The sequence below is a fragment of the Flavobacterium sp. FlaQc-57 genome (assembly GCF_044007395.1).
Lineage (GTDB): Bacteria > Bacteroidota > Bacteroidia > Flavobacteriales > Flavobacteriaceae > Flavobacterium.
In genome coordinates this window covers 769,073-789,230 of record NZ_JBIPDA010000001.1, presented here as the reverse complement: position 1 = coordinate 789,230, position 20,158 = coordinate 769,073, and the positions used below count along the sequence as shown (strand labels likewise).

Below are 20,158 nucleotides of genomic sequence, written 5' to 3'. Positions count from 1 at the left end.
TTTGAAATTAATCCTGACTGGTTTCTTTAAATTCTTTAGTGATTTTTAGAATCTTTTCAGCCAGATTACTCATCCAGATTAATTGTTCAATAACCATTTGTGCTTCTTGCATTTTGGCTTGGCGTGTTTCTTTATCTAATTCGTCATCTGTAGATAAACGTTTAAAATTAACACGTTTAAGCTCTTCAAATTGTAAAGTGACATCTTCTTTATCAAAAAATGTATCGGTAATGATCGCTTCATTACGCAAAATCGAGATAGAGTTATCTAAGTTGGAGAGTATGGTTTTAATGATGTAATTAAAAGATTCTGAAGCTGATGTTGTTTGATGTGACTGAATATAAGTTGATAATGATGCCAAAGCAGATAATATCGAGTGATTTAAAACTACCAATTTGTTAACCAATGGCAATGTTTTTTGTTTCGATTTTGGTTCCTGCATCATACGCTGAAAAGAGGTCATTAAATTACCAACTTCTACAAAAGCATGTTTTCTGGCCAAACGATACGAAGTAGGAACTTCTCCTTTTTTGTTGTAAAAATCGGCAATTTCTTTAAGGTAATTTCGGTTCGCTTTAATCGAGTTTTCAATGTGAATTGGAGTATTGATAAATTCCCAGGCAGGCCATAAAAACTGATTGGCTAAAAATGCCAAAATTGCTCCGGCAAGCGAGTCTAAAATTCGAAACTGAATTACTTCGACTACATCTGGGGTCAGAATACCATATATAAAAACCACATACATCGTTACAAACGTGGCACTTATTTTATAATTGATTTGCGTAAACGAAATCCCAAGAAGCATACAAATAATAGAGAAGATACTCAACGCAACATGATTTTGAATCACAGATACAATCCCAAATGCGAGTAAACCTCCTAAAATAGTTCCGAAAATTCTGTTGTATGAGCGTTCTTTTGTTAGGCCGTAACCTGGTCGCATGATTACCACAATAGTTAGTAAAATCCAGTAAACGTTTTGAAACGGAAGAAATTTCCCGATAATAAAACCAATTAAAATCGTAATCGTCAATCGAAGCGAATGTCTGAAAATAGAAGAAGAGTAACTTAGATTTTCGATCAAAGTACGCAACGGATAATATTGGGGAGTTAAGAATTTTTCAAGTTCTTTGTCTTTATCCTTTAATTTAAAAGATTGCATCGCCAATGAAAACGCACGTTGGATCGTTTTGATTTTTCCAACCTGATTTTTAGCATATTTCAGCATATTGGTCAACATCAAAACGCCTTCTGCAGCTTCTTCTTCACCTAAGCTTTTTTCGTAGTCAAAAATGGCAAATTCAAATGCATCCAATTCGTTTTTTAAATCATTTTTATCGACATAAACACTTATTTGGTGCACATTTTTAGAAAGCTTCTTTAGAGTGGAAGCCAGTTTATAAGCGACATTTTGGTAAGTACGAAGAACATCCGGATGTTTTGCGAATTTTTCATGAAGTTTACTGTGATCAAATGAAGTATATAATGCAAGTTCTTGAATTTCAACCAAAGTAATAAATACAAGCAGCATTTTTCGATTTTGACTCGTTGCAGCAGAAGTATTCTGATTACCAATTAATAATTTTCTTAGATCTTCATGAATCAAATTTAAATCAACCTGAACACTTAATTGTTTTTCAATAATGGATTCTCTATTGGCTTCAGGATTCCATAAATCACCTCTTAACTTCAAGTATTTTGCAGTTAATTTTATTCCTTGAGCAATTTCTAATTCAACATATTTATAAGGTTGGACAAAATGAAAGGCAAGAGATACAATTAAGTACAAAATACCTCCAATAAAAATCCATCCAGAATATTCAACAGCTTGCCATCCTTCGTGTAAGTGACCGAATGACAATGAAATTGATAATAAAGCAGAGAAAGAAACCAAAGTTGCACGTTGTCCATAAACAGAGATCATAGAGCATGCAAACAATAAAAATCCTAAAAACGGATAAAATATATAAGGATAGGGATAAGCGAGATTTACCAATAAATTGACTCCCGATACAATAAATGAAGCTGTTATTAGACCTTTTATTTTATGACTTAATGAACTTGGGATATCACTGGGATAGGTATAAAAAGCACCTAAAGCAATCGTAAAACCTATTTCAAAATACCCTAAATAGTTCAAAATTAACACAGGTACTACTGAAGCAATAGTTATTTTTGAGGCATTAAAAAAAGAAGTACTATTGGTGAATTTGGTGATACGTTCAAACATATGGCGAGGTTTATAAACAAAAGTACGAATTGTACGAATTAATTTGGCATAATTATAGATGAGTTTTTAGAGAGAAAGCAAAAAATGATATATAATATAGCTTTAGAATTATTCATTGACTATTTTTTACTATTTTTGCCAGCTGAATTAAGGGAACTAAATTCAGGGTTTTCAGTAGATAATACATTAAAATAATACAAATGATTTTACCAATTGTAGGATATGGTGATCCTGTTTTAAGAAAAGTGGGTGAGGCAATTACGCCAGATTACCCAAACTTAAAAGAAACAATAGCAAACATGTATGAGACCATGTACAACGCTTACGGAGTAGGACTAGCTGCGCCGCAAGTGGGTATGCCAATTCGTTTGTTTGTTATTGATACAACTCCTTTTAGCGACGATGAAGATTTACCATCAGAAGAGCAAAAAGATTTAAAAGGTTTCAAAAAGACTTTTATCAATGCTAAAATTGTTAAAGAAGAAGGCGAGGAGTGGAGTTTTAACGAAGGTTGTTTGAGTATTCCGGACGTTCGCGAAGATGTTTACAGAAAACCAACCGTTACAATCGAATATTGTGAGGAAGATTTTGTAATGAAAACGGAAGTTTTTGATGGTTTAATTGCAAGAGTTATTCAACACGAATACGATCATATCGAAGGAGTTCTATTTACAGATAAAATATCTTCTTTGAAAAAACGTTTGATCCAAAAGAAATTAAAAAATATTACAGAAGGCAAGACTTTTCAAGAATATAGAATGAAGTTTGCTGCTGCTAAGAAAGGGAGATAAGTATTCTAAAGTTTAAATTTAGAATCAACGAAATATAATAAATCAAATTCTTAATACTAATTTTAATAAACATGAATTTAGAGAAAATTTTAGCCATTTCTGGGAAACCAGGTTTATATGTATTGAAAGTACAAACTCGTACAGGTTTTGTGGCAGAATCATTAACAGACGGAAAAAAAATTACAGTAAACTTAAAAAGTAATGTAAGTTTATTATCTGAAATTTCAATTTATACTTACGACGGCGAAAAACCATTGACAGAAGTAATGCAACGTATTGCTGCTAAAGAGAATAAAGGGCAAGCTATTTCACATAAAGAAGACAACGCTACATTGGCAGCTTACTTTAAAGAAATTTTACCTGATTATGATGAAGAAAGAGTATATCCTTCTGATATTAAAAAAGTATTAAACTGGTACAATACACTTCAGGCTAAAGGTTTAGTTACTGATTTAGCTCCAGCTGCTGCTGAAACAACTGAAGAAACTCCTGTTGCTGAAGAAAAAGCAAAAAAAGCTCCAGCTGCTAAAAAAGCAAAAGCTAAAAAAGAAGAATAGTAGTTCTCTACATTCAAATATATTAATCCTGTTGAGATGTTTTCTTGACAGGATTTTTTACTTTTACACCATCGGTTTACAACCCAAATAAAACTTCATAAAATGAGCAGAGAACTTCAACTTAAGGCTTTCGAAAGATTATTAATCATCATGGACGAACTACGCGAGCAGTGTCCGTGGGATAAAAAGCAAACTTTGCAAACCCTTAGACATCTTACAATTGAAGAAACTTACGAATTAGGAGATGCAATTTTAGATAATGATCTGAATGAAGTTAAAAAGGAGTTAGGAGATTTGTTATTGCATATTGTTTTTTACGCAAAAATAGGCTCTGAAACGAATGATTTTGATATTGCTGATGTTTGTAATGAAATCTGTGATAAATTAATTCACCGTCATCCACATATTTACAGCGATACCGTTGTTAAAGACGAAGAGGAAGTGAAACAAAATTGGGAAAAATTGAAACTGAAAGAAGGTAAAAAATCAGTTTTAGAAGGCGTACCAAGAAGTTTACCTGCGTTAGTAAAAGCAAGCCGAATTCAGGATAAAGTTAAAGGTGTTGGTTTTGATTGGGAAGAGCCACACCAGGTTTGGGATAAAGTGCAAGAAGAATTAGAAGAATTGCAAGTAGAAGTCAAATCAGGCGATCAGGATAAAATTGAGGCCGAATTTGGTGATGTTTTATTCTCGATGATCAATTATGCCCGATTTCTTAATGTTAATCCTGAAGACGCTTTAGAGCGTACCAATAAAAAATTCATCAAGCGTTTTCAATATTTAGAAAGTAAAGCTGGAGAATTAGGAAAACCTTTAATGGATATGACTTTAGCTGAGATGGATGTATTTTGGAATGAAGCGAAGAAACTGTAATTATTCAGCCAGTTTCTTTAGCGCTTTTATATCTTTAAGTTTAATTTTTTTACCAACCAATTCGATTAATTCAAGCTTGTTAAAGTCAGACAAAAGTCTGATACAGCTTTCTGTAGCAGTACCAATTATACCTGCCAGTTCTTCTCTGGTTAGTTGAACTTTTAGAGTTTGATCTTCAGTCTCACCAAAAGCGTCATAAAGATGTAATAAGGTTTCAGCCAAGCGTTGTTTTACCGTTTTTTGAACTAAGGCAATTTTATCGTTTTCAGATTCTTTTAAATCTTCGCAAACAGATTGCATTAAATTCATAGAGAACTGATTGTTGTTATTAAAAAAATGAATGATTTCGCTTTTGGGAATAAAGCAAACTTCCATATCAGCAATAGCTTTTGCAGATAAGTTTGCAGGCTCGTTACTAATCATGGAACGTTGTCCTAAAAGTTCTCCGGATTTTACCAATTTTACAATTTGATCTTTTCCGTTTGCACTTAACTTAGAAAGTTTTCCAACACCATCTTTTACACAAAAAACACCATTGGTTACTTCGCCTTCTTCAAAAATAGCTTCACCTTTTTTAATCGTGTAAGTTGTTTTACTACTAGCCAGTTTTATTACTTCATCTTTATTGAGTGCTTTTAAAGATGAAAGTTGCCTCACTATACATTGATCACATTTATTCATCGCAAAAGTAATTTGATGCAAAATTAACCAATAATGCGGTTCCGCGGTAGTTTTATTGATTAAAAAATACAGAAAATATTTAATAATGTAATCTGCCTGTTTTAATTCATTAAATTAGAATTCGATTTAATTATACTATGATAAATGTCATATTTAAAGTCGCTTCTTATTTTGAATATTTGTTGCATTAAAAAAGAAACAAATTATGAGTGAGCAGAGTTGTTTTCATTGTGGACTTACCATTCCTAAAAATGAAGAGATCAATTTTGATGAAAAAAAATTTTGTTGCGCGGGCTGTAAAACCGTTTACGAAATTTTTAGTCTTCATGATTTAACCTGTTATTATGATTTTGAAAAATCTCCCGGAGCCACTCCGCAAGACATAAAAGGCAAATATGATTTTCTGGATAATGAAGCTATTTTGTCGAAAGTTTTGGAGTTTCAGGAAGGAAATACAGCTATTGTATCACTAAATATTCCGCATATTCATTGTAGTTCATGTATCTGGATTCTTGAAAATCTAAACCGAATTCAGCCCGGAATAAGCACTTCACAAGTTAATTTTCCTGAAAAAAGAGTTCGAATTACCTTCAATACCGATACCGTTTCATTAAAAACTATTGTTTATACATTAAGTTCAATAGGTTATGAACCTTATATAAGTTTAGAAAACTACGAAACTGGAAAAAATAACGTCGATAGAAGCCTGACTTATAAATTAGGTGTCGCTTTCTTCTGTTTTGGAAATATAATGTTGCTTTCGTTTCCTGAATATTTTGAGATCAAAGAATTTTGGTTAGATAACTATAAACCTTTTTTTAGAATCCTGATTTTTATTTTGGCTTTGCCAAGTTTTTTATATTCGGCCAGCGGTTATTATGTTTCTGCTTATAAGAGTATTAAATCGGGCATGCTGAATATTGATATTCCAATTGCGCTGGGAATTATCGTAATGTTTGTTCGTAGTACTTTTGATATCGTAATGAACTATGGATCAGGTTTTTTTGATAGTTTAACAGGTTTGGTTTTTTTTATGTTACTCGGAAAAATGTTTCAAATTAAAACCTACAGTTTTTTAAGCTTCGAAAGAGACTTTAAATCTTATTTTCCAATTGCAGTAACAAGAATTAATTCAGATACTTCTGAAGAAAGTGTTCCTATTTATGACATACAAAAAGGCAATAGATTGCTAATTAGGAATCAGGAGTTAATTCCGGTTGATGGAATTTTGATTAGTAAAAAAGCTGAAATTGATTATAGTTTTGTAACGGGAGAAGCTGTTCCGATCACTAAAAAGTCTGGAGATAAAGTCTTTGCAGGTGGAAAACAAATTGGAAAAGTAATTGAAATGGAAGTACTGCATTCGGTTTCGCAAAGTTACTTAACACAATTATGGAGCAATGAAATTTTTCAGAAAAATGTAGAGCAAAAACACAAAACTATTACAGATAAAATAAGCCGTTATTTTACGCCAATATTATTGTTGATAGCTTTTGCAGGTTTTGGTTATTGGATATTTATTGATGCCAATACCGCTTTTAATGTTTTTACTGCAGTTTTAATTGTAGCATGTCCTTGTGCACTTGCACTTACTGCGCCGTTTACTTTTGGTAATATTCTAAGAATCATGGGTAAGCAAAAAATGTATCTTAAAAACGCTTTGGTAATTGAACAATTGGCAAAAGTAGATACTATAGTTTTTGATAAAACGGGAACTATTACAACCAATAAAAAGTCAAATATTATATATGAAGGGAATACACTTTCTGATGAAAATTACATTTTAATAAAAAATGTTCTTCGCGCTTCAAATCACCCATTAAGCCGTATGTTATATGACTTTTTGCCTGAGTCAAAGAGAATTGCAATTGACGATTTTCAAGAGATTACAGGTAAAGGAATTCAGGCTTTTTCAGGAGAAACGGCGATTAAGATTGGATCTGCGGAGTTTGTTGAGAGTCCAGTTGCGGATTCATCAGAAATTGAAAAAACGGGTTTGCATATTAGAATTAATGATGTTTATTTAGGAAAATTTGTATTTCAAAATCAGTATAGAGAAGGTTTGGAAAAATTGTTTCAAACGCTCAGTAAAGATTATCAAATAAAAGTACTTTCTGGCGATAATGATGGGGAGAGAACAAATCTTGAATCTATTTTACCCAAAAACACAGAACTAGTTTTTAATCAAAAACCCGAACAAAAACTTGAATTCATCAAAAGATTGCAAGACAAAGGTCAGAATGTAATGATGGTTGGTGATGGTTTGAACGATGCTGGAGCGTTGGCACAAAGTAATGTTGGGATATCGATTTCTGAGAATGTCAATGTTTTTTCTCCGGCATGTGATGCAATATTAGATGCAAGTGAGTTTTCGAGATTAAGTTACTTTTTAAAATTATCGCGCAAGTCGATTACAATAATTAAAATGAGTTTTGTCTTATCATTACTTTATAATATTGTAGGACTTTCTTTCGCAATTACTGGGAATTTACTTCCTCTAGTAGCGGCTATTATTATGCCTTTAAGTACTATTACAATAGTTAGTTTTGTTACGATAATGTCTAACTATTTCAGTAATAGTAATTTAGAGTGATTATAGATAATTCAAAGGTTATTTTTTTATAAATTTAACTAAAGTCTTCGACTATGATAATTATCATATTTTAACCGCTAGTAACCTAGTAATTTTGTTAACATAAATTTAAGGTATGAGTGTTATTTATCTATTAATTTCAGTAAGTATTTTCGTAGCAATCGGGTTCTTCATTGCCTTTATTGTAGCTGTCAAATCTGGGCAATACGATGACGATTATACACCTTCAGTCAGAATGCTTTTTGACGATGAGACCAAAATTACTCCCAAGAATAATAATTCACCAACCGAAGAAAAACAAGTATAATTATGGAAATGGAACAGTTTTATTACGACAACAAAATTGTAAAAAAATTCATTTACGCCACTATCCTTTTTGGAGTTGTGGGTATGTTAGTAGGGCTTACCTTAGCGGTTATGTACCTTTTTCCCAACATTACAGATGGGATTTCGTGGCTTAGTTACGGTCGATTAAGACCATTACACACCAATGCGGTAATTTTTGCCTTTGTTGGTAATGCTTTTTTTGCGGGTATGTATTATTCGCTGCAGCGATTGTTAAAAGCCAGAATGTTTAGTGATTTTTTAAGCAATTTGCATTTTTGGGGTTGGCAGCTCATCATCGTTGCGGCAGCAATTACATTACCCTTAGGATATACTTCATCAAAAGAATATGCTGAGTTAGAATGGCCAATTGATATTGCTATAGCGTTAATTTGGGTTGTAATGGGGATTAACATGATTGGTACAATGTTGCGTCGTAGAGAACGTCACTTATATGTAGCAATTTGGTTTTATCTGGCTACATTTGTTACAGTAGCTGTATTGCATATTTTTAACAATATTGAAATCCCGGTTTCGGCTTTAAAAAGCTACTCTGTTTATGCCGGAGTTCAGGATGCTTTAGTACAATGGTGGTACGGTCATAATGCAGTAGCATTTTTCTTGACAACTCCTTTCTTAGGATTAATGTATTACTTTATTCCAAAAGTAGCCAACCGTCCTATATATTCTTATAGATTATCTATCATACACTTTTGGTCTTTAATATTTATCTATATCTGGGCTGGACCACACCATTTATTGTATTCAGCTTTACCAAACTGGGCTCAAAATTTAGGAGTTGCGTTTTCTGTAATGCTTATTGCTCCATCTTGGGGAGGTATGATCAACGGACTTTTAACTTTGAGAGGTGCGTGGGATAAAGTTCGTGAAGAGCCTGTTTTGAAATTTTTCGTAGTAGCAATTACAGGTTACGGAATGGCAACTTTTGAAGGACCAATGCTTTCTCTAAAAAATGTAAATGCTATAGCGCATTATACAGACTGGATTATTGCTCACGTTCACGTTGGAGCTTTAGCCTGGAACGGATTCATGTCTTTTGGTATTATTTATTGGTTGATTCCTCGAATGACAAAAAGTACTTTGTTCTCGAAAAAACTGGCAAATTTCCATTTCTGGATTGGTACTTTAGGAATTATTTTATATGCTTTACCAATGTACGTTGCTGGTTTTCAACAAGCGTCAATGTGGAAACAATTTAATCCTGACGGAACTTTAACTTATGGTAATTTCCTTGAAACCGTAACTGCAATTATGCCATTATATTGGATGAGAGCTATTGGAGGTTCTTTATACCTAATTGGTATGTTGACTTTAGTTTACAACATCATAATGACAGTTAGAGCAGGTGATACTATTGAAGATGAATTAGCGCAAGCTCCAGCTTTACAAAGAATAAGCAGCAGTAGACTTAGCGGAGAAAAATTCCATTCATGGTTAGAAAGAAAACCTATTCAGTTAACCATATTGGCTACAGTTGCGATTTTAATTGGTGGTATTATTCAAATTGTACCTACGATTATGGTAAAATCAAATATTCCGACAATTTCAAGTGTTAAACCTTATACGCCTTTAGAACTTGAAGGACGAGATTTATACATAAGAGAAGGTTGTGTTGGATGTCACTCGCAGTCAGTTCGCCCGTTTAGAAGTGAAGTTGAGCGCTACGGGCCACAAGCAAAAGCAGGAGAGTTTGTATATGACCATCCATTTTTATGGGGATCAAAACGTACAGGACCGGATTTATTGAGAGTAGGTGGGAAATATAATGACAATTGGCATTTCAACCATTTCTGGAATCCTCAAAGTACTTCTGCAGGATCAATAATGCCAGGTTACAAATGGTTATTCGATAATGAAGCAATGGATATTTCTTTAACTCAAAAGAAAATGCAGGCAATGGTTACGCTTGGAGTTCCTTATAGTGAGAATGATGTAGCAAATGCTCAAAAAACGCTTAGAGCGCAAGCAATTCAAATCGAAAAGAGCTTAGAAAATGATCCTGACTATGTAAAAAGTTATGAAGCAAGTAGGAAAAAAGCAGCTGAAACAGGAGAGAAATTCATTCCTATGAATGAAAGAGAAATTGTTGCTTTGATTGCTTACATTCAAAGACTTGGAACTGATATAAAAGTAAAGGGAACTTCTAAATAATAGCATAATGTTCGAACAAATAAAACACAATATGGAGACTATATCGGGTATCGAAATTTACCCGATACTTTCTCTCTTGATATTCTTTTTCTTCTTCGTAGGACTAGGTTTTTGGGTTTTCTCATATAAGAAAGAAAAAATTCAGGAAATGAGTGAAATACCTTTAGATGAAGGAAGTATTATAATTTCAAAAGATAGATAAAATGAAAAAAAATTTCCCAGTATATGTAAGAGTACCGCTGATTTTCTTCATCGTTTTTGCTTTGATGGAATATTTTATAGATTCTGGCGACAGACCGGCTTTTATAAAATACCCAATGGTTTCAGTTTTTTTAATCGTTTTTCTATTCATTTTAATTGCGATCGAAATTACATTAAGTGCCGTTAATCGAGTGATGTACCAATTAATGTCGCCTGAAGAAAAAGCGAAATTAGATTATGAAAACAGTTTGAGTTTGACAGAAAGTACTTGGTACAAAGATTTAATGCATAAACTTACTCAAACTCAACCAATCGAAAGAGAAGGTGATTTATTATTGGATCATGATTATGACGGAATTAAAGAATTAGATAATAATTTACCGCCTTGGTGGGTATATTTATTCTATATCTGTATCATTTTTGGAGTAATCTATGTTGCAAAATATGAGTTGTTTGGTGGAGACGATCAGGAAACTGAATTGAAAAAAGAAATGGCTCAGGCAAAAATTGATGTTGATGAATATCTAAAAACAGCACCTGATTTAATGGATGAGAAAACAGTTGTTTTACTAACAGATCCAGAGAGTTTAGCTGCAGGTAAAGAAATTTTTGCAATGAATTGTGCAGCTTGCCACAGAGCAGATGGTGGTGGGCAAATTGGACCAAACTTAACCGACGATCATTGGATTTTGGGTGGTGGAATTAAAAATGTTTTCCATACTATAAGCAATGGTGGACGAGATGGAAAAGGAATGGTTTCATGGAAAACCAATGGTATGAAACCAAAAGAAATTCAAAAAGTTGCAAGTTATATTTTATCTCTTAGAGGAAGTAATCCTAAAGATCCAAAAGAACCTGAAGGCGAAATTTGGGTAGATGATACCGCTCCTAAAAAAGATGATATTGCAAGTAAAACAAAAGATAGTACAGAAGTTAAAAAATAATAATTGTAATCATGTCAAATTTACCAGACGAAGATTTTAGAGACACCATTGGAACTATTGATGAAGGTGGTAAGAGAAAATTTATTTTTCCTAAAAAGCCGTCTGGTAAATTCTATGAATATCGAAAAATAGTCAGCTACATTTTATTGGCCATTTTAGTTGCAAATCCATTTATAAAAGTAAATGGAAACCAATTTATGATGTTCAATGTTATAGAAAGACGTTTCAATATTTTTGGATTTCCCTTTTGGCCGCAAGATTTTTATCTTTTTGTAATATCAATGCTTGTTGGCATTGTGTTCATAATTTTGTTTACCGTAGTTTTTGGAAGAATTTTTTGCGGCTGGATTTGTCCGCAGACTATTTTTCTTGAAATGGTTTTTAGACGAATTGAATACTGGATTGATGGAGATCGCGGTGCACAATTGCGATTGGCAAGACAGGAATGGAATGCTGAGAAAATTAGAAAAAGAGTCATTAAATGGACGGTATTTTTTCTAATTTCATTTGGAATAGCAAATGTATTTCTAGCTTATTTAGTTGGTAGCGATGAGTTGTTTTTAATGGTTGAACAAGGGCCAATTAAGCAATCAAGTAATTTTATTGCATTGCTTATTTTTACAAGTGTTTTTTATTTTGTTTTTGTTTGGTTTCGCGAGCAAGTCTGTATTATAGCGTGCCCTTACGGAAGATTGCAAGGAGTACTTTTAGATAATAAATCGATCAATGTAGCCTACGATTTTGTGCGTGGAGAAAAAGAAGTAGGTCGAGCAAAATTCAATAAAAAAGAGGATAGAGCAACAACCGGAAAAGGAGATTGTATTGATTGCCATCAATGTGTGCATGTTTGCCCAATGGGAATTGATATTAGAAACGGAACACAATTAGAATGTACAAACTGTACCGCCTGTATTGATGAGTGTGACACTATCATGGATAGTGTTGGTTTGCCTAAAGGGCTTATTCGATATGCATCTGAAGATGAAATCGAGAAAAAAGCACCTTTTAAGTTTACTGCCAGAATGAAAGGTTATACCGCAGTCTTAATTATTTTATTAGGTGTTTTTGTTGGAATGTTATTTTTAAGAACAGATGTAGAGGCAATTGTTTTGCGTTTACCCGGACAGCTTTTTCAGCATAAGGGAGATAAAATCAGTAATGTGTACACTTACAAAATTGTAAATAAGACAATTAAAGACTATAATGATATTCATTTTGAACTAATTGATCAAAAAGGAGAAATAAAAAATGTAGGGAAAACACATTTTAAAGTTGCAAAAGAAGGAATTTCTCAAGGGACATTGTTTATCGAAATAGATGAAGCTCTTTTAGAAAGTGATAAAACAAAAGTGAAGATTGGTGTTTATAATGGCAAAGATTTACTTGAAACTACAACAACCAACTTTTTGGGACCACGAAGTTTTAATTAAAAAATAATACCATAATTCACCACAAACCTGACTTCGTAAAGTAAAAAACAAATGGTTTAAAAGTGATACCATTTTGACTACTAATAATTAAAATCTACAAATATGAAAATTAATTGGGGAACCGGAATTGTCATTGCATTTGCATTGTTTATGACCTTTATTTTATATTTCGTTTTTGAAGTGCAATCTAATAGTAAATACGACAACGATTTGGTCGTAGAGGAATATTACAAACACGATTCCCATTTTCAAGAAGAAATGGCACGTGTACAAAATGCACATGATTTACAGCAAAAACCTTCAATTGCTTATAATGAAAATGGTGTAAAAGTTATTTTTCCTGCAGATTTTGAAAGTGATAAGGTAAAAGGAAACATATTATTGTATCGTCCGTCAAACAAGAAATTTGATTTTAATACCCAAATTGCGCTGACAAATTCAGCATTGTTAATTCCAAAAGATAAATTGGTAAAAGGACGTTGGGATGTCAATATGGAATGGCAGTATAATGGAAAAAAATACCTTTCAAAAGAAGTTATCTATGTAAATTAATTTAAGAATGTTATACTCAGCTTTTATATTTGGTCTGCTTAGTAGTTTACACTGTGTTGGAATGTGTGGGCCTATCGCTATGATGTTGCCTGTAGATCATCAAAATGAAGCTAGAAAAGCGACTCAAATTATTACATACCATTTAGGCCGTTTGACTGCCTACGCAACAATAGGATTGATTTTTGGATTATTAGGAAGAGGCTTCTTTTTAGCTGGACTTCAGCAAAAAATATCGATTTTTATTGGGTTAGCGATGATATTAGTTGTTTTAATTCCTGAGAAAATTTTCTCAAAATACAATTTTTCAAAACCGGTTTACAAGATTATTTCAAAAATTAAATCGAGTTTAGGAAGTCAGTTTAAAAATAAAAGCTACAAATCTCTTTTTACAATTGGTTTATTAAATGGTTTTTTGCCTTGTGGTATGGTCTATGTAGCCTTATTTGGAGCAATTGCAATGCAAAGTGCTAGTCTAGGAGTTTTATATATGATCTTGTTTGGATTGGGTACCTTACCATTAATGACTTTTGTAGTTTATGTAAATTCATTAATAAGACTTCCATTTAGAAATAAAATTCAGAAAGCAATTCCTTATGTAGCAGTAATTATTGGTGTTTTGTTTATCCTTAGAGGGTTAGGTTTAGGGATTCCTTACATTTCTCCATCAAATATGAGTTTGTTCGTTCAGTCGGCGCCAAACTGTCATTAAATATTTTTATTAAACGATCATTAAACCGTCATCGAGAACAAGTTTGTTTCCGGTGATTTTCTTTTTAGATGCAAATCAAAAGCCATACAAATATTACGAACGAAAGGTTTTCCGGCGTTAGTAATCCTAATTTTATTTTCTTCAATTACAATTAACTGATCGTTTTCTATTTCTTTTAAATCAAGTAAAACACTTGGGATTTCTTTAAAATAAAGCGATTCATCTGCCCAGGAAGTTTCAAATTCGCAAGTTAAATTTAAAATATGCTTACGGATAATTAAGTCTTCATTATTTAAAATATGACCTTTTACAATAGGTAGTTTGTCCCATTCTAATAATTGATAATAATCTTCTAGATTTTTAGTGTTTTGTGCAAAGCTGTACCAGCTATCACTAATTGATGAAACGCCTAAGCCAATCATAAGTTGTGTTTTTGAAGCGCTGTAACCCATGAAATTCCTATGCAATTTTTTATTTTGCGCTGCTTTATATAAACTGTCAGTTTCGAATGCAAAATGATCCATTCCTATTTCATGATAGCCATTTTTAGAGAGTAATTGTTTTCCTATCTCATATAATTTTCTCTTCTCAGCATCTTTTGGAAGATTTTCTTCATTGAATCCACGTTGTCCGTTTCCTTTTATCCAGGGCACGTGAGCATAGCTGTAAAATGCTAAACGATCTGGTTTTAAAGAATTCGTTTTCTCTACAGTATCGATTACATCTTCGATAGTTTGAAAGGGTAATCCAAAAATAATATCATGCCCAATGGAAGTATAACCAATTTCTTTAGCCCAAAAAGTCACTTTTGCAACATTGTGAAATGGTTGAATTCTATGAATGGCTTTTTGAACCTTTTCAGCATAATCCTGAACACCAAAACTTACTCGGCGAAAGCCAAGATCATATAGTTTTTTTAATTGTTCGTAAGTTGTATTATTGGGATGACCTTCAAAGCTAAATTCGTAATTTTCTGCTTTTTCAGCAAAACTAAAAATACCATTTATAAGATGTTCTAAGTTGTTTTTTGAAAAAAATGTTGGAGTTCCTCCACCCAAATGAATTTCTTTTATGGCAGGCCTTTCTGGGAGTAATTTACAATACAAACTCCATTCTTTTAAAAGCGCTTTTATATAGGTTTCTTCTACTGAATGATTTTTAGTAATACGTTTGTTGCAACCGCAAAAAGTACACATACTTTCGCAAAATGGCAAGTGTATATATAAACTAATTCCGTTTTGAGAGTTACTTTCTGAAAAAGCTTTTTGAAATGATTCAATCCATTTTTGCTCACTAAAATTACTTTCATTCCAATACGGAACGGTTGGATAGCTTGTGTATCTGGGACCAGGAACATTGTATTTTTGTGTAAGGGAGATTTTCATAAAAGTGTATTTTGGATAAATCAAAATTAGATCACTGATGCTGAAAATAAAATGACAAATATCATATTATAAAAAAAAGAGACTCAAAATGAGCCTCTTTTACTGAATTAAATAACTAACACTAAATAGAATCCTGAATGATTTTAAGCCATTTTTTTGCAAACTGATGATCTTGATACGCACTTATTTGTTTGATGCGGTCATCATCAAAATCATAGAATGGGATTGTAATTTTTTTAGAAGTTTCTCTATCCTGAAATTCAAAATCAATTTTTAAAATAGTATCTGAATTTCCGTCAGTAGTTAAAACTAATTTACAAGAAGAAACATTCTTTAAATCTACATATGTTGATTCTTGTTGATTTGGGTTGAAATTCATTAAAATAAATTTCCTGTTTTTTTGATCTATCGTCAGCGTTTTATTGCTTTGAGATTCTGTCAAATCAAAATCTTCCGGGTGAGTCGGGTTGAACTTCTTTTTGATGTTTAAAATTTTTGATTTGTTTGCGGCATTTGTACGCGCAGAAAAATATATTGGAATGGCTACTATGATCGCGATCACAATACCAATTATGGTTACACTTGTCTCCATTTTGTCTTTAAATTTGATAGGTTATAAATGAAATAGTAAACCACTTTCGGGCTGAAAGCAGTTTGTTATTTGGAAGAAATAATGATTTTTCTTCTAAATGTTCATGAAATTTCTACCAAAAAAAGTGAAAGGGGTAGAGCATTAAAAGAATTTTTTTGCCCTGTGTTGCAAATTGACTTGCAAAGTTTGATACTGAATTTGCTGTCTGGTGTTGAGGAGCTAATACCAGTAAACAGTCAAACCATTTGATTATACCTGGATAACTTGTTTTTATATTGCCTACAAAGTGATAGCTTGTCTGTGGCTGTATAAAAGCTAAAGAATCTGAATGATCTATAGAGAAATTGGTATCGGTTTTTTTATTTTCGATTTTTTGCATAGCAAACTCATTTGCTTGAGAAGCAAAAAAGGCGATGATCAAAAGTGATACAAAAATAATTGTTTTACGAATCCAATTCATGGTCGCGAATTTAACTCATAAAAGACAATTAAAGAAATTTTAAAGAATTAATTAACTTTAAATCTATTGTTATTATCTTATCCTCAACATTTAATTGCTGTAGTTGAGGATAAGACAAGGTTATTGTTGCATTTTAAAATAATAATCAGCTGAATGTTTTCCGCTTCCATAAAACAAAAAGAACATACAAACTAATAAAACTACGATAGCTAAAATTAAGCTTTCGGAGTGCATGTGTCCCATGAAATTTACTAGAATTGCTCCAAAAAGTATTGGTAATTGAGCTGCAATTGCCCAGCGGGTAAGTAGCCCAAAAACAATCATTATGCCTCCAATCATGTGGGCGGGCGCAATGTAATGTAATAAAAACATTCCACCTCCATATTGATCAATAGGAGAAATTAAATCATGCAGGTACTGAGCGTTTGTTACAAATGAAACTCCTTTCATAAATAAAAAAACACCCAATACAATACGTACTAAATCTACTGGTAAATAAGTGTGCGAATTAGCCCATTTATTTAAGCTTTTTACATTTTCCATGATACTACGTGATTAAAATTATACATTAAAGTTACTGATTTTTAATGATATATTTATTTTTAAGTATCTGAAAATAAGTTTTTTACTTTTTATTTAACGTATTTTGAAATTTCCTGAAAACCTAAACCTGAATAACGCCTAAATTAAATGGTTTTTGAATAGGAGCGTGGTTTGCAGCTTCAATTCCCATAGAGATCCAGGTGCGGGTATCTAACGGATCGATAATGGCATCTGTCCATAATCTGGAAGCTGCATAATAAGGAGAAGTTTGCTCGTCGTAACGCGCTTTAATTTTATTAAATAATTCTGTTTCTTTAGCTTCATCAACAATTTCTCCTTTCGCTTTAAGTGAAGAAGCTTCAATTTGCGCCAAAACTTTTGCAGCTTGAGTTCCTCCCATTACGGCAAGTTCTGCACTTGGCCAAGCAAAAATTAATCTAGGGTCGTAAGCTTTACCACACATAGCATAATTTCCCGCACCATAAGAATTACCTATAATAACAGTAAATTTTGGAACAACTGAGTTGCTGACCGCATTTACCATTTTAGCTCCATCTTTTATGATTCCGCCTTGTTCAGATTTTGATCCAACCATAAAACCTGTAACATCTTGTAGAAATACTAAAGGAATTTTCTTTTGATTGCAATTAGCTATAAAACGGGTTGCTTTATCAGCGCTATCAGAGTAAATAACACCGCCAAATTGCATTTCGCCTTTTTTGGTTTTTACCACTTTTCTTTGATTGGCTACAATTCCAACCGCCCAGCCATCAATTCTGGCATAACCGGTAATAATTGTTTGGCCGTAACCTTCTTTGTATGCTTCAAACTCTGAATTGTCTACCAAACGATTGATGATTTCCATCATGTCGTATTGCTCGTTTCGGGCTTTGGGTAAAATTCCGTAAATGTCTTTTGGTTCTAAAGTTGGTTTCTCTGCTTTTATTCGGTTGTAGCCAGCTTTATCATAATCGCCAATTTTGTCTACTATATTTTTGATTTTGTCTAAAGCATCTTTGTCGTCTTTAGCTTTATAATCGGTCACTCCTGAAATTTCGCAATGTGTGGTCGCGCCACCTAAAGTTTCATTATCGATAGTTTCTCCAATTGCTGCTTTTACTAAATAACTTCCGGCAAGGAAAATACTTCCTGTTTTATCTACAATTAAGGCTTCGTCACTCATAATTGGCAGGTAAGCCCCACCAGCGACGCAACTTCCCATTACGGCAGCGATTTGGGTGATTCCCATACTGCTCATTTGAGCATTGTTTCTAAAGATTCTGCCAAAATGCTCTTTGTCCGGAAAAATCTCATCTTGAAGTGGCAAATAAACTCCCGCACTGTCTACTAAATAAATGATTGGTAATCTATTTTCCATTGCTATTTCTTGAGCACGCAGATTTTTTTTACCGGTTATCGGAAACCATGCGCCTGCTTTTACAGTAGCATCATTGGCAACAACAATACATTGTTTTCCTTTTATATAGCCCATTTTTATAACAACACCACCTGACGGACAGCCACCATGTTCTGCGTACATTCCTTCTCCAACAAATCCTCCAATTTCGATACTTTTTGAATTCTCGTCCAATAGATAATCAATACGCTCACGCGCTGTCATTTTACCTTCGGCATGTAATTTTTGAATACGTTTTTCACCTCCGCCTAATTTTACTTTGGCAAATTTTTGTTTTAATTCAGAAAGTAAGAGTTTATTGTGATCTTCGTTTTTATTGAAGTTTAAATCCATAAGAAATTGATGTTTTTACAAAATACTGTTGGCTAATTTACAAAATCAATTGAAATTCACACAATAAATATGATCTTCAGATGAAATAAAAAACTGTTTTAAATATTTGAATTGCAAACAAAAAAAAACAGAAGCGAACTTCTGTTTTTTATATTATGTTGACTGAATTATTTTTTAGAATCGCAAACCATTCGTTTTAAAATTGCCCATTGTTTTAATGCATCACGGGCCTCTACGGCTGGATAACCAAGCATTGTTTTTCCTGCAGGAACATCACCAACTACACCTGAACCAGCGCCTACAATTGCTCCGTCGCCAATAGTGGTATGATCTTTTATTGAGGCGCTTCCGCCAATAATAACACCATTTCCTAAAGTTACAGAACCAGCTAAGCCACTGTTTCCTGCCATTATGCAAAATTTACCTAATTTACTATTATGCCCAATTTGCACTAAATTATCGATCTTGCAACCATCTCCAAGAACTGTCGAGCTGAATTTTCCTCGATCCACACAAGTGTTAGCGCCAATTTCAACTCCGTTGCCAATAATTACATTTCCGATTTGTGGAATTTTCACTAAACCTTTTTCACTACATGGACGAAATCCAAAACCATCGGCTCCAATTGTGGCATTTGGGTGAATGATACAATCGTTTCCAATATGACAACGCTCACGAACTACAGAACCTGACCAGATAATAGTGTTTTTTCCGATCGTGCATTCATCTAAAATAGTCACATTTGGATATATTGTCGCATTAGCACCTATTTGCACTTTTGGACCAATATAACATCCGGCACCAATTCTGGCTCCTTCACCAATAATAGCTGTTTCATCAACTGTGGCTGATTTATGAATGTTGTTGTGGAATATTGGAGTAGGTGGGGCAAAAAGAGCTAAGATTTGAGACATGGCCAAATCTGCATTCTTTACTTTAATAAAAGCACGATTTTCACCAGGTTCGATTGATATATCCTCATTAACAACCGCAATAGATGCATTTGATGAAGACCAATATTTTTCATATTTTTTGTTTCCTATAAAAGAAATTTCTGAAGTTGTGGCTTTTTCTAATTGCTCCGTTGCAGTTATACTTTGAGAAGTAGTGCCGTAAATTACGCCATTTATAACTTCGTTAATTTCTTGAATTGAGTAGGATTTCATTTAATGAATTTAATAGATTTTGAGGTTATTTTTTGCCAAATAAAATCAATTAGATCCTAATTACCTAATAATATTTTTGAGTTTGTTGAAATATATTTAAAATAACAGTTTAAATATTACAAAATTAACACTTTAGCTATCAATTTATTAAATGTTTTTTATTTTGTGATGGTGTGTTACTGTGGGTTTTGTAATCAAAAATATT

The 20,158-nt window shown here is 32.9% G+C and carries 19 protein-coding genes; 11 read left to right on the top strand and 8 right to left on the bottom strand.

Going from position 1 to position 20,158, the window contains the following annotated elements; all coding sequences use genetic code 11:
* Positions 1–7 precede the first annotated feature (7 nt).
* Positions 8–2,230 carry an FUSC family membrane protein gene (locus tag ACHRVZ_RS03310; protein ID WP_395420757.1) on the bottom strand — a complete coding sequence of 741 codons (2,223 nt, stop codon included), beginning with the start codon at positions 2,228–2,230 and terminating at the stop codon, positions 8–10.
* Positions 2,231–2,430: 200 nt separating this feature from the next.
* Between ACHRVZ_RS03310 and def the strand changes: the two genes are divergently transcribed.
* The 3 genes from def (at position 2,431) to mazG (ending at position 4,451) form a co-directional block, all read left to right on the top strand.
* The gene (def, locus tag ACHRVZ_RS03305) at positions 2,431–3,021 is read left to right on the top strand and encodes a peptide deformylase (RefSeq protein WP_395420756.1); all 591 of its coding nucleotides are present in this window, start codon (positions 2,431–2,433) and stop codon (positions 3,019–3,021) included.
* A gap of 71 nt (positions 3,022–3,092) precedes the next feature.
* Positions 3,093–3,578 (top strand): DUF5606 domain-containing protein, encoded by a 486-nt coding sequence (locus ACHRVZ_RS03300; RefSeq protein ID WP_395420755.1) that lies wholly within the window; start codon positions 3,093–3,095, stop codon positions 3,576–3,578.
* Positions 3,579–3,680: 102 nt separating this feature from the next.
* Positions 3,681–4,451, top strand: a complete 771-nt coding sequence (mazG, locus tag ACHRVZ_RS03295) for a nucleoside triphosphate pyrophosphohydrolase (RefSeq protein WP_194615507.1) — start codon at positions 3,681–3,683, stop codon at positions 4,449–4,451.
* Here mazG and ACHRVZ_RS03290 read toward each other — a convergent pair whose 3' ends face one another.
* The gene (locus tag ACHRVZ_RS03290; RefSeq protein ID WP_395420754.1) at positions 4,452–5,132 is read right to left on the bottom strand and encodes a Crp/Fnr family transcriptional regulator; all 681 of its coding nucleotides are present in this window, start codon (positions 5,130–5,132) and stop codon (positions 4,452–4,454) included.
* A gap of 205 nt (positions 5,133–5,337) precedes the next feature.
* Here ACHRVZ_RS03290 and ACHRVZ_RS03285 point away from each other — a divergent pair, with 205 nt between their 5' ends.
* The 8 genes from ACHRVZ_RS03285 (at position 5,338) to ACHRVZ_RS03250 (ending at position 14,057) form a co-directional block, all read left to right on the top strand.
* Positions 5,338–7,725 carry a heavy metal translocating P-type ATPase gene (locus ACHRVZ_RS03285; RefSeq protein WP_395420753.1) on the top strand — a complete coding sequence of 796 codons (2,388 nt, stop codon included), beginning with the start codon at positions 5,338–5,340 and terminating at the stop codon, positions 7,723–7,725.
* 115 nt (positions 7,726–7,840) lie between these two features.
* Positions 7,841–8,032 (top strand): cbb3-type cytochrome oxidase assembly protein CcoS, encoded by a 192-nt coding sequence (ccoS, locus tag ACHRVZ_RS03280; RefSeq protein ID WP_089352373.1) that lies wholly within the window; start codon positions 7,841–7,843, stop codon positions 8,030–8,032.
* A 2-nt stretch (positions 8,033–8,034) separates the two neighbouring features.
* Positions 8,035–10,221, top strand: a complete 2,187-nt coding sequence (gene ccoN / locus ACHRVZ_RS03275; RefSeq protein ID WP_395420752.1) for a cytochrome-c oxidase, cbb3-type subunit I — start codon at positions 8,035–8,037, stop codon at positions 10,219–10,221.
* A gap of 7 nt (positions 10,222–10,228) precedes the next feature.
* The gene (locus tag ACHRVZ_RS03270; RefSeq protein WP_395420751.1) at positions 10,229–10,423 is read left to right on the top strand and encodes a CcoQ/FixQ family Cbb3-type cytochrome c oxidase assembly chaperone; all 195 of its coding nucleotides are present in this window, start codon (positions 10,229–10,231) and stop codon (positions 10,421–10,423) included.
* A 1-nt stretch (position 10,424) separates the two neighbouring features.
* Positions 10,425–11,366: a cbb3-type cytochrome c oxidase N-terminal domain-containing protein gene (locus ACHRVZ_RS03265; protein WP_395420750.1), complete on the top strand. Its 942-nt coding sequence runs from the start codon at positions 10,425–10,427 to the stop codon at positions 11,364–11,366.
* An 11-nt stretch (positions 11,367–11,377) separates the two neighbouring features.
* Positions 11,378–12,796 (top strand): cytochrome c oxidase accessory protein CcoG, encoded by a 1,419-nt coding sequence (gene ccoG, locus ACHRVZ_RS03260; protein ID WP_395420749.1) that lies wholly within the window; start codon positions 11,378–11,380, stop codon positions 12,794–12,796.
* Positions 12,797–12,898: 102 nt separating this feature from the next.
* The gene (locus ACHRVZ_RS03255) at positions 12,899–13,348 is read left to right on the top strand and encodes a FixH family protein (protein WP_395420748.1); all 450 of its coding nucleotides are present in this window, start codon (positions 12,899–12,901) and stop codon (positions 13,346–13,348) included.
* Between the two features lie 7 nt (positions 13,349–13,355).
* Positions 13,356–14,057 carry a sulfite exporter TauE/SafE family protein gene (locus ACHRVZ_RS03250; protein ID WP_395420747.1) on the top strand — a complete coding sequence of 234 codons (702 nt, stop codon included), beginning with the start codon at positions 13,356–13,358 and terminating at the stop codon, positions 14,055–14,057.
* A 20-nt stretch (positions 14,058–14,077) separates the two neighbouring features.
* Here the strand turns inward: ACHRVZ_RS03250 and hemN are convergent, their stop codons facing one another.
* From hemN to lpxD, 6 genes are all read right to left on the bottom strand, one after another.
* Positions 14,078–15,442 (bottom strand): oxygen-independent coproporphyrinogen III oxidase, encoded by a 1,365-nt coding sequence (gene hemN, locus ACHRVZ_RS03245; RefSeq protein WP_395420746.1) that lies wholly within the window; start codon positions 15,440–15,442, stop codon positions 14,078–14,080.
* A 121-nt stretch (positions 15,443–15,563) separates the two neighbouring features.
* On the bottom strand, positions 15,564–16,034 hold the full coding sequence (locus tag ACHRVZ_RS03240; RefSeq protein WP_395420745.1) for a hypothetical protein: 471 nt from the start codon (positions 16,032–16,034) through the stop codon (positions 15,564–15,566).
* Positions 16,035–16,146: 112 nt separating this feature from the next.
* Positions 16,147–16,494: a hypothetical protein gene (locus tag ACHRVZ_RS03235; protein WP_395420744.1), complete on the bottom strand. Its 348-nt coding sequence runs from the start codon at positions 16,492–16,494 to the stop codon at positions 16,147–16,149.
* Positions 16,495–16,614: 120 nt separating this feature from the next.
* Positions 16,615–17,037 (bottom strand): DoxX family protein, encoded by a 423-nt coding sequence (locus ACHRVZ_RS03230; RefSeq protein WP_395354026.1) that lies wholly within the window; start codon positions 17,035–17,037, stop codon positions 16,615–16,617.
* A gap of 121 nt (positions 17,038–17,158) precedes the next feature.
* Positions 17,159–18,787, bottom strand: coding sequence for an acyl-CoA carboxylase subunit beta (locus tag ACHRVZ_RS03225; protein WP_395420743.1), 1,629 nt, complete (start codon positions 18,785–18,787; stop codon positions 17,159–17,161).
* 167 nt (positions 18,788–18,954) lie between these two features.
* Positions 18,955–19,953: a UDP-3-O-(3-hydroxymyristoyl)glucosamine N-acyltransferase gene (gene lpxD, locus ACHRVZ_RS03220; protein ID WP_395420742.1), complete on the bottom strand. Its 999-nt coding sequence runs from the start codon at positions 19,951–19,953 to the stop codon at positions 18,955–18,957.
* Positions 19,954–20,158 lie beyond the last annotated feature (205 nt).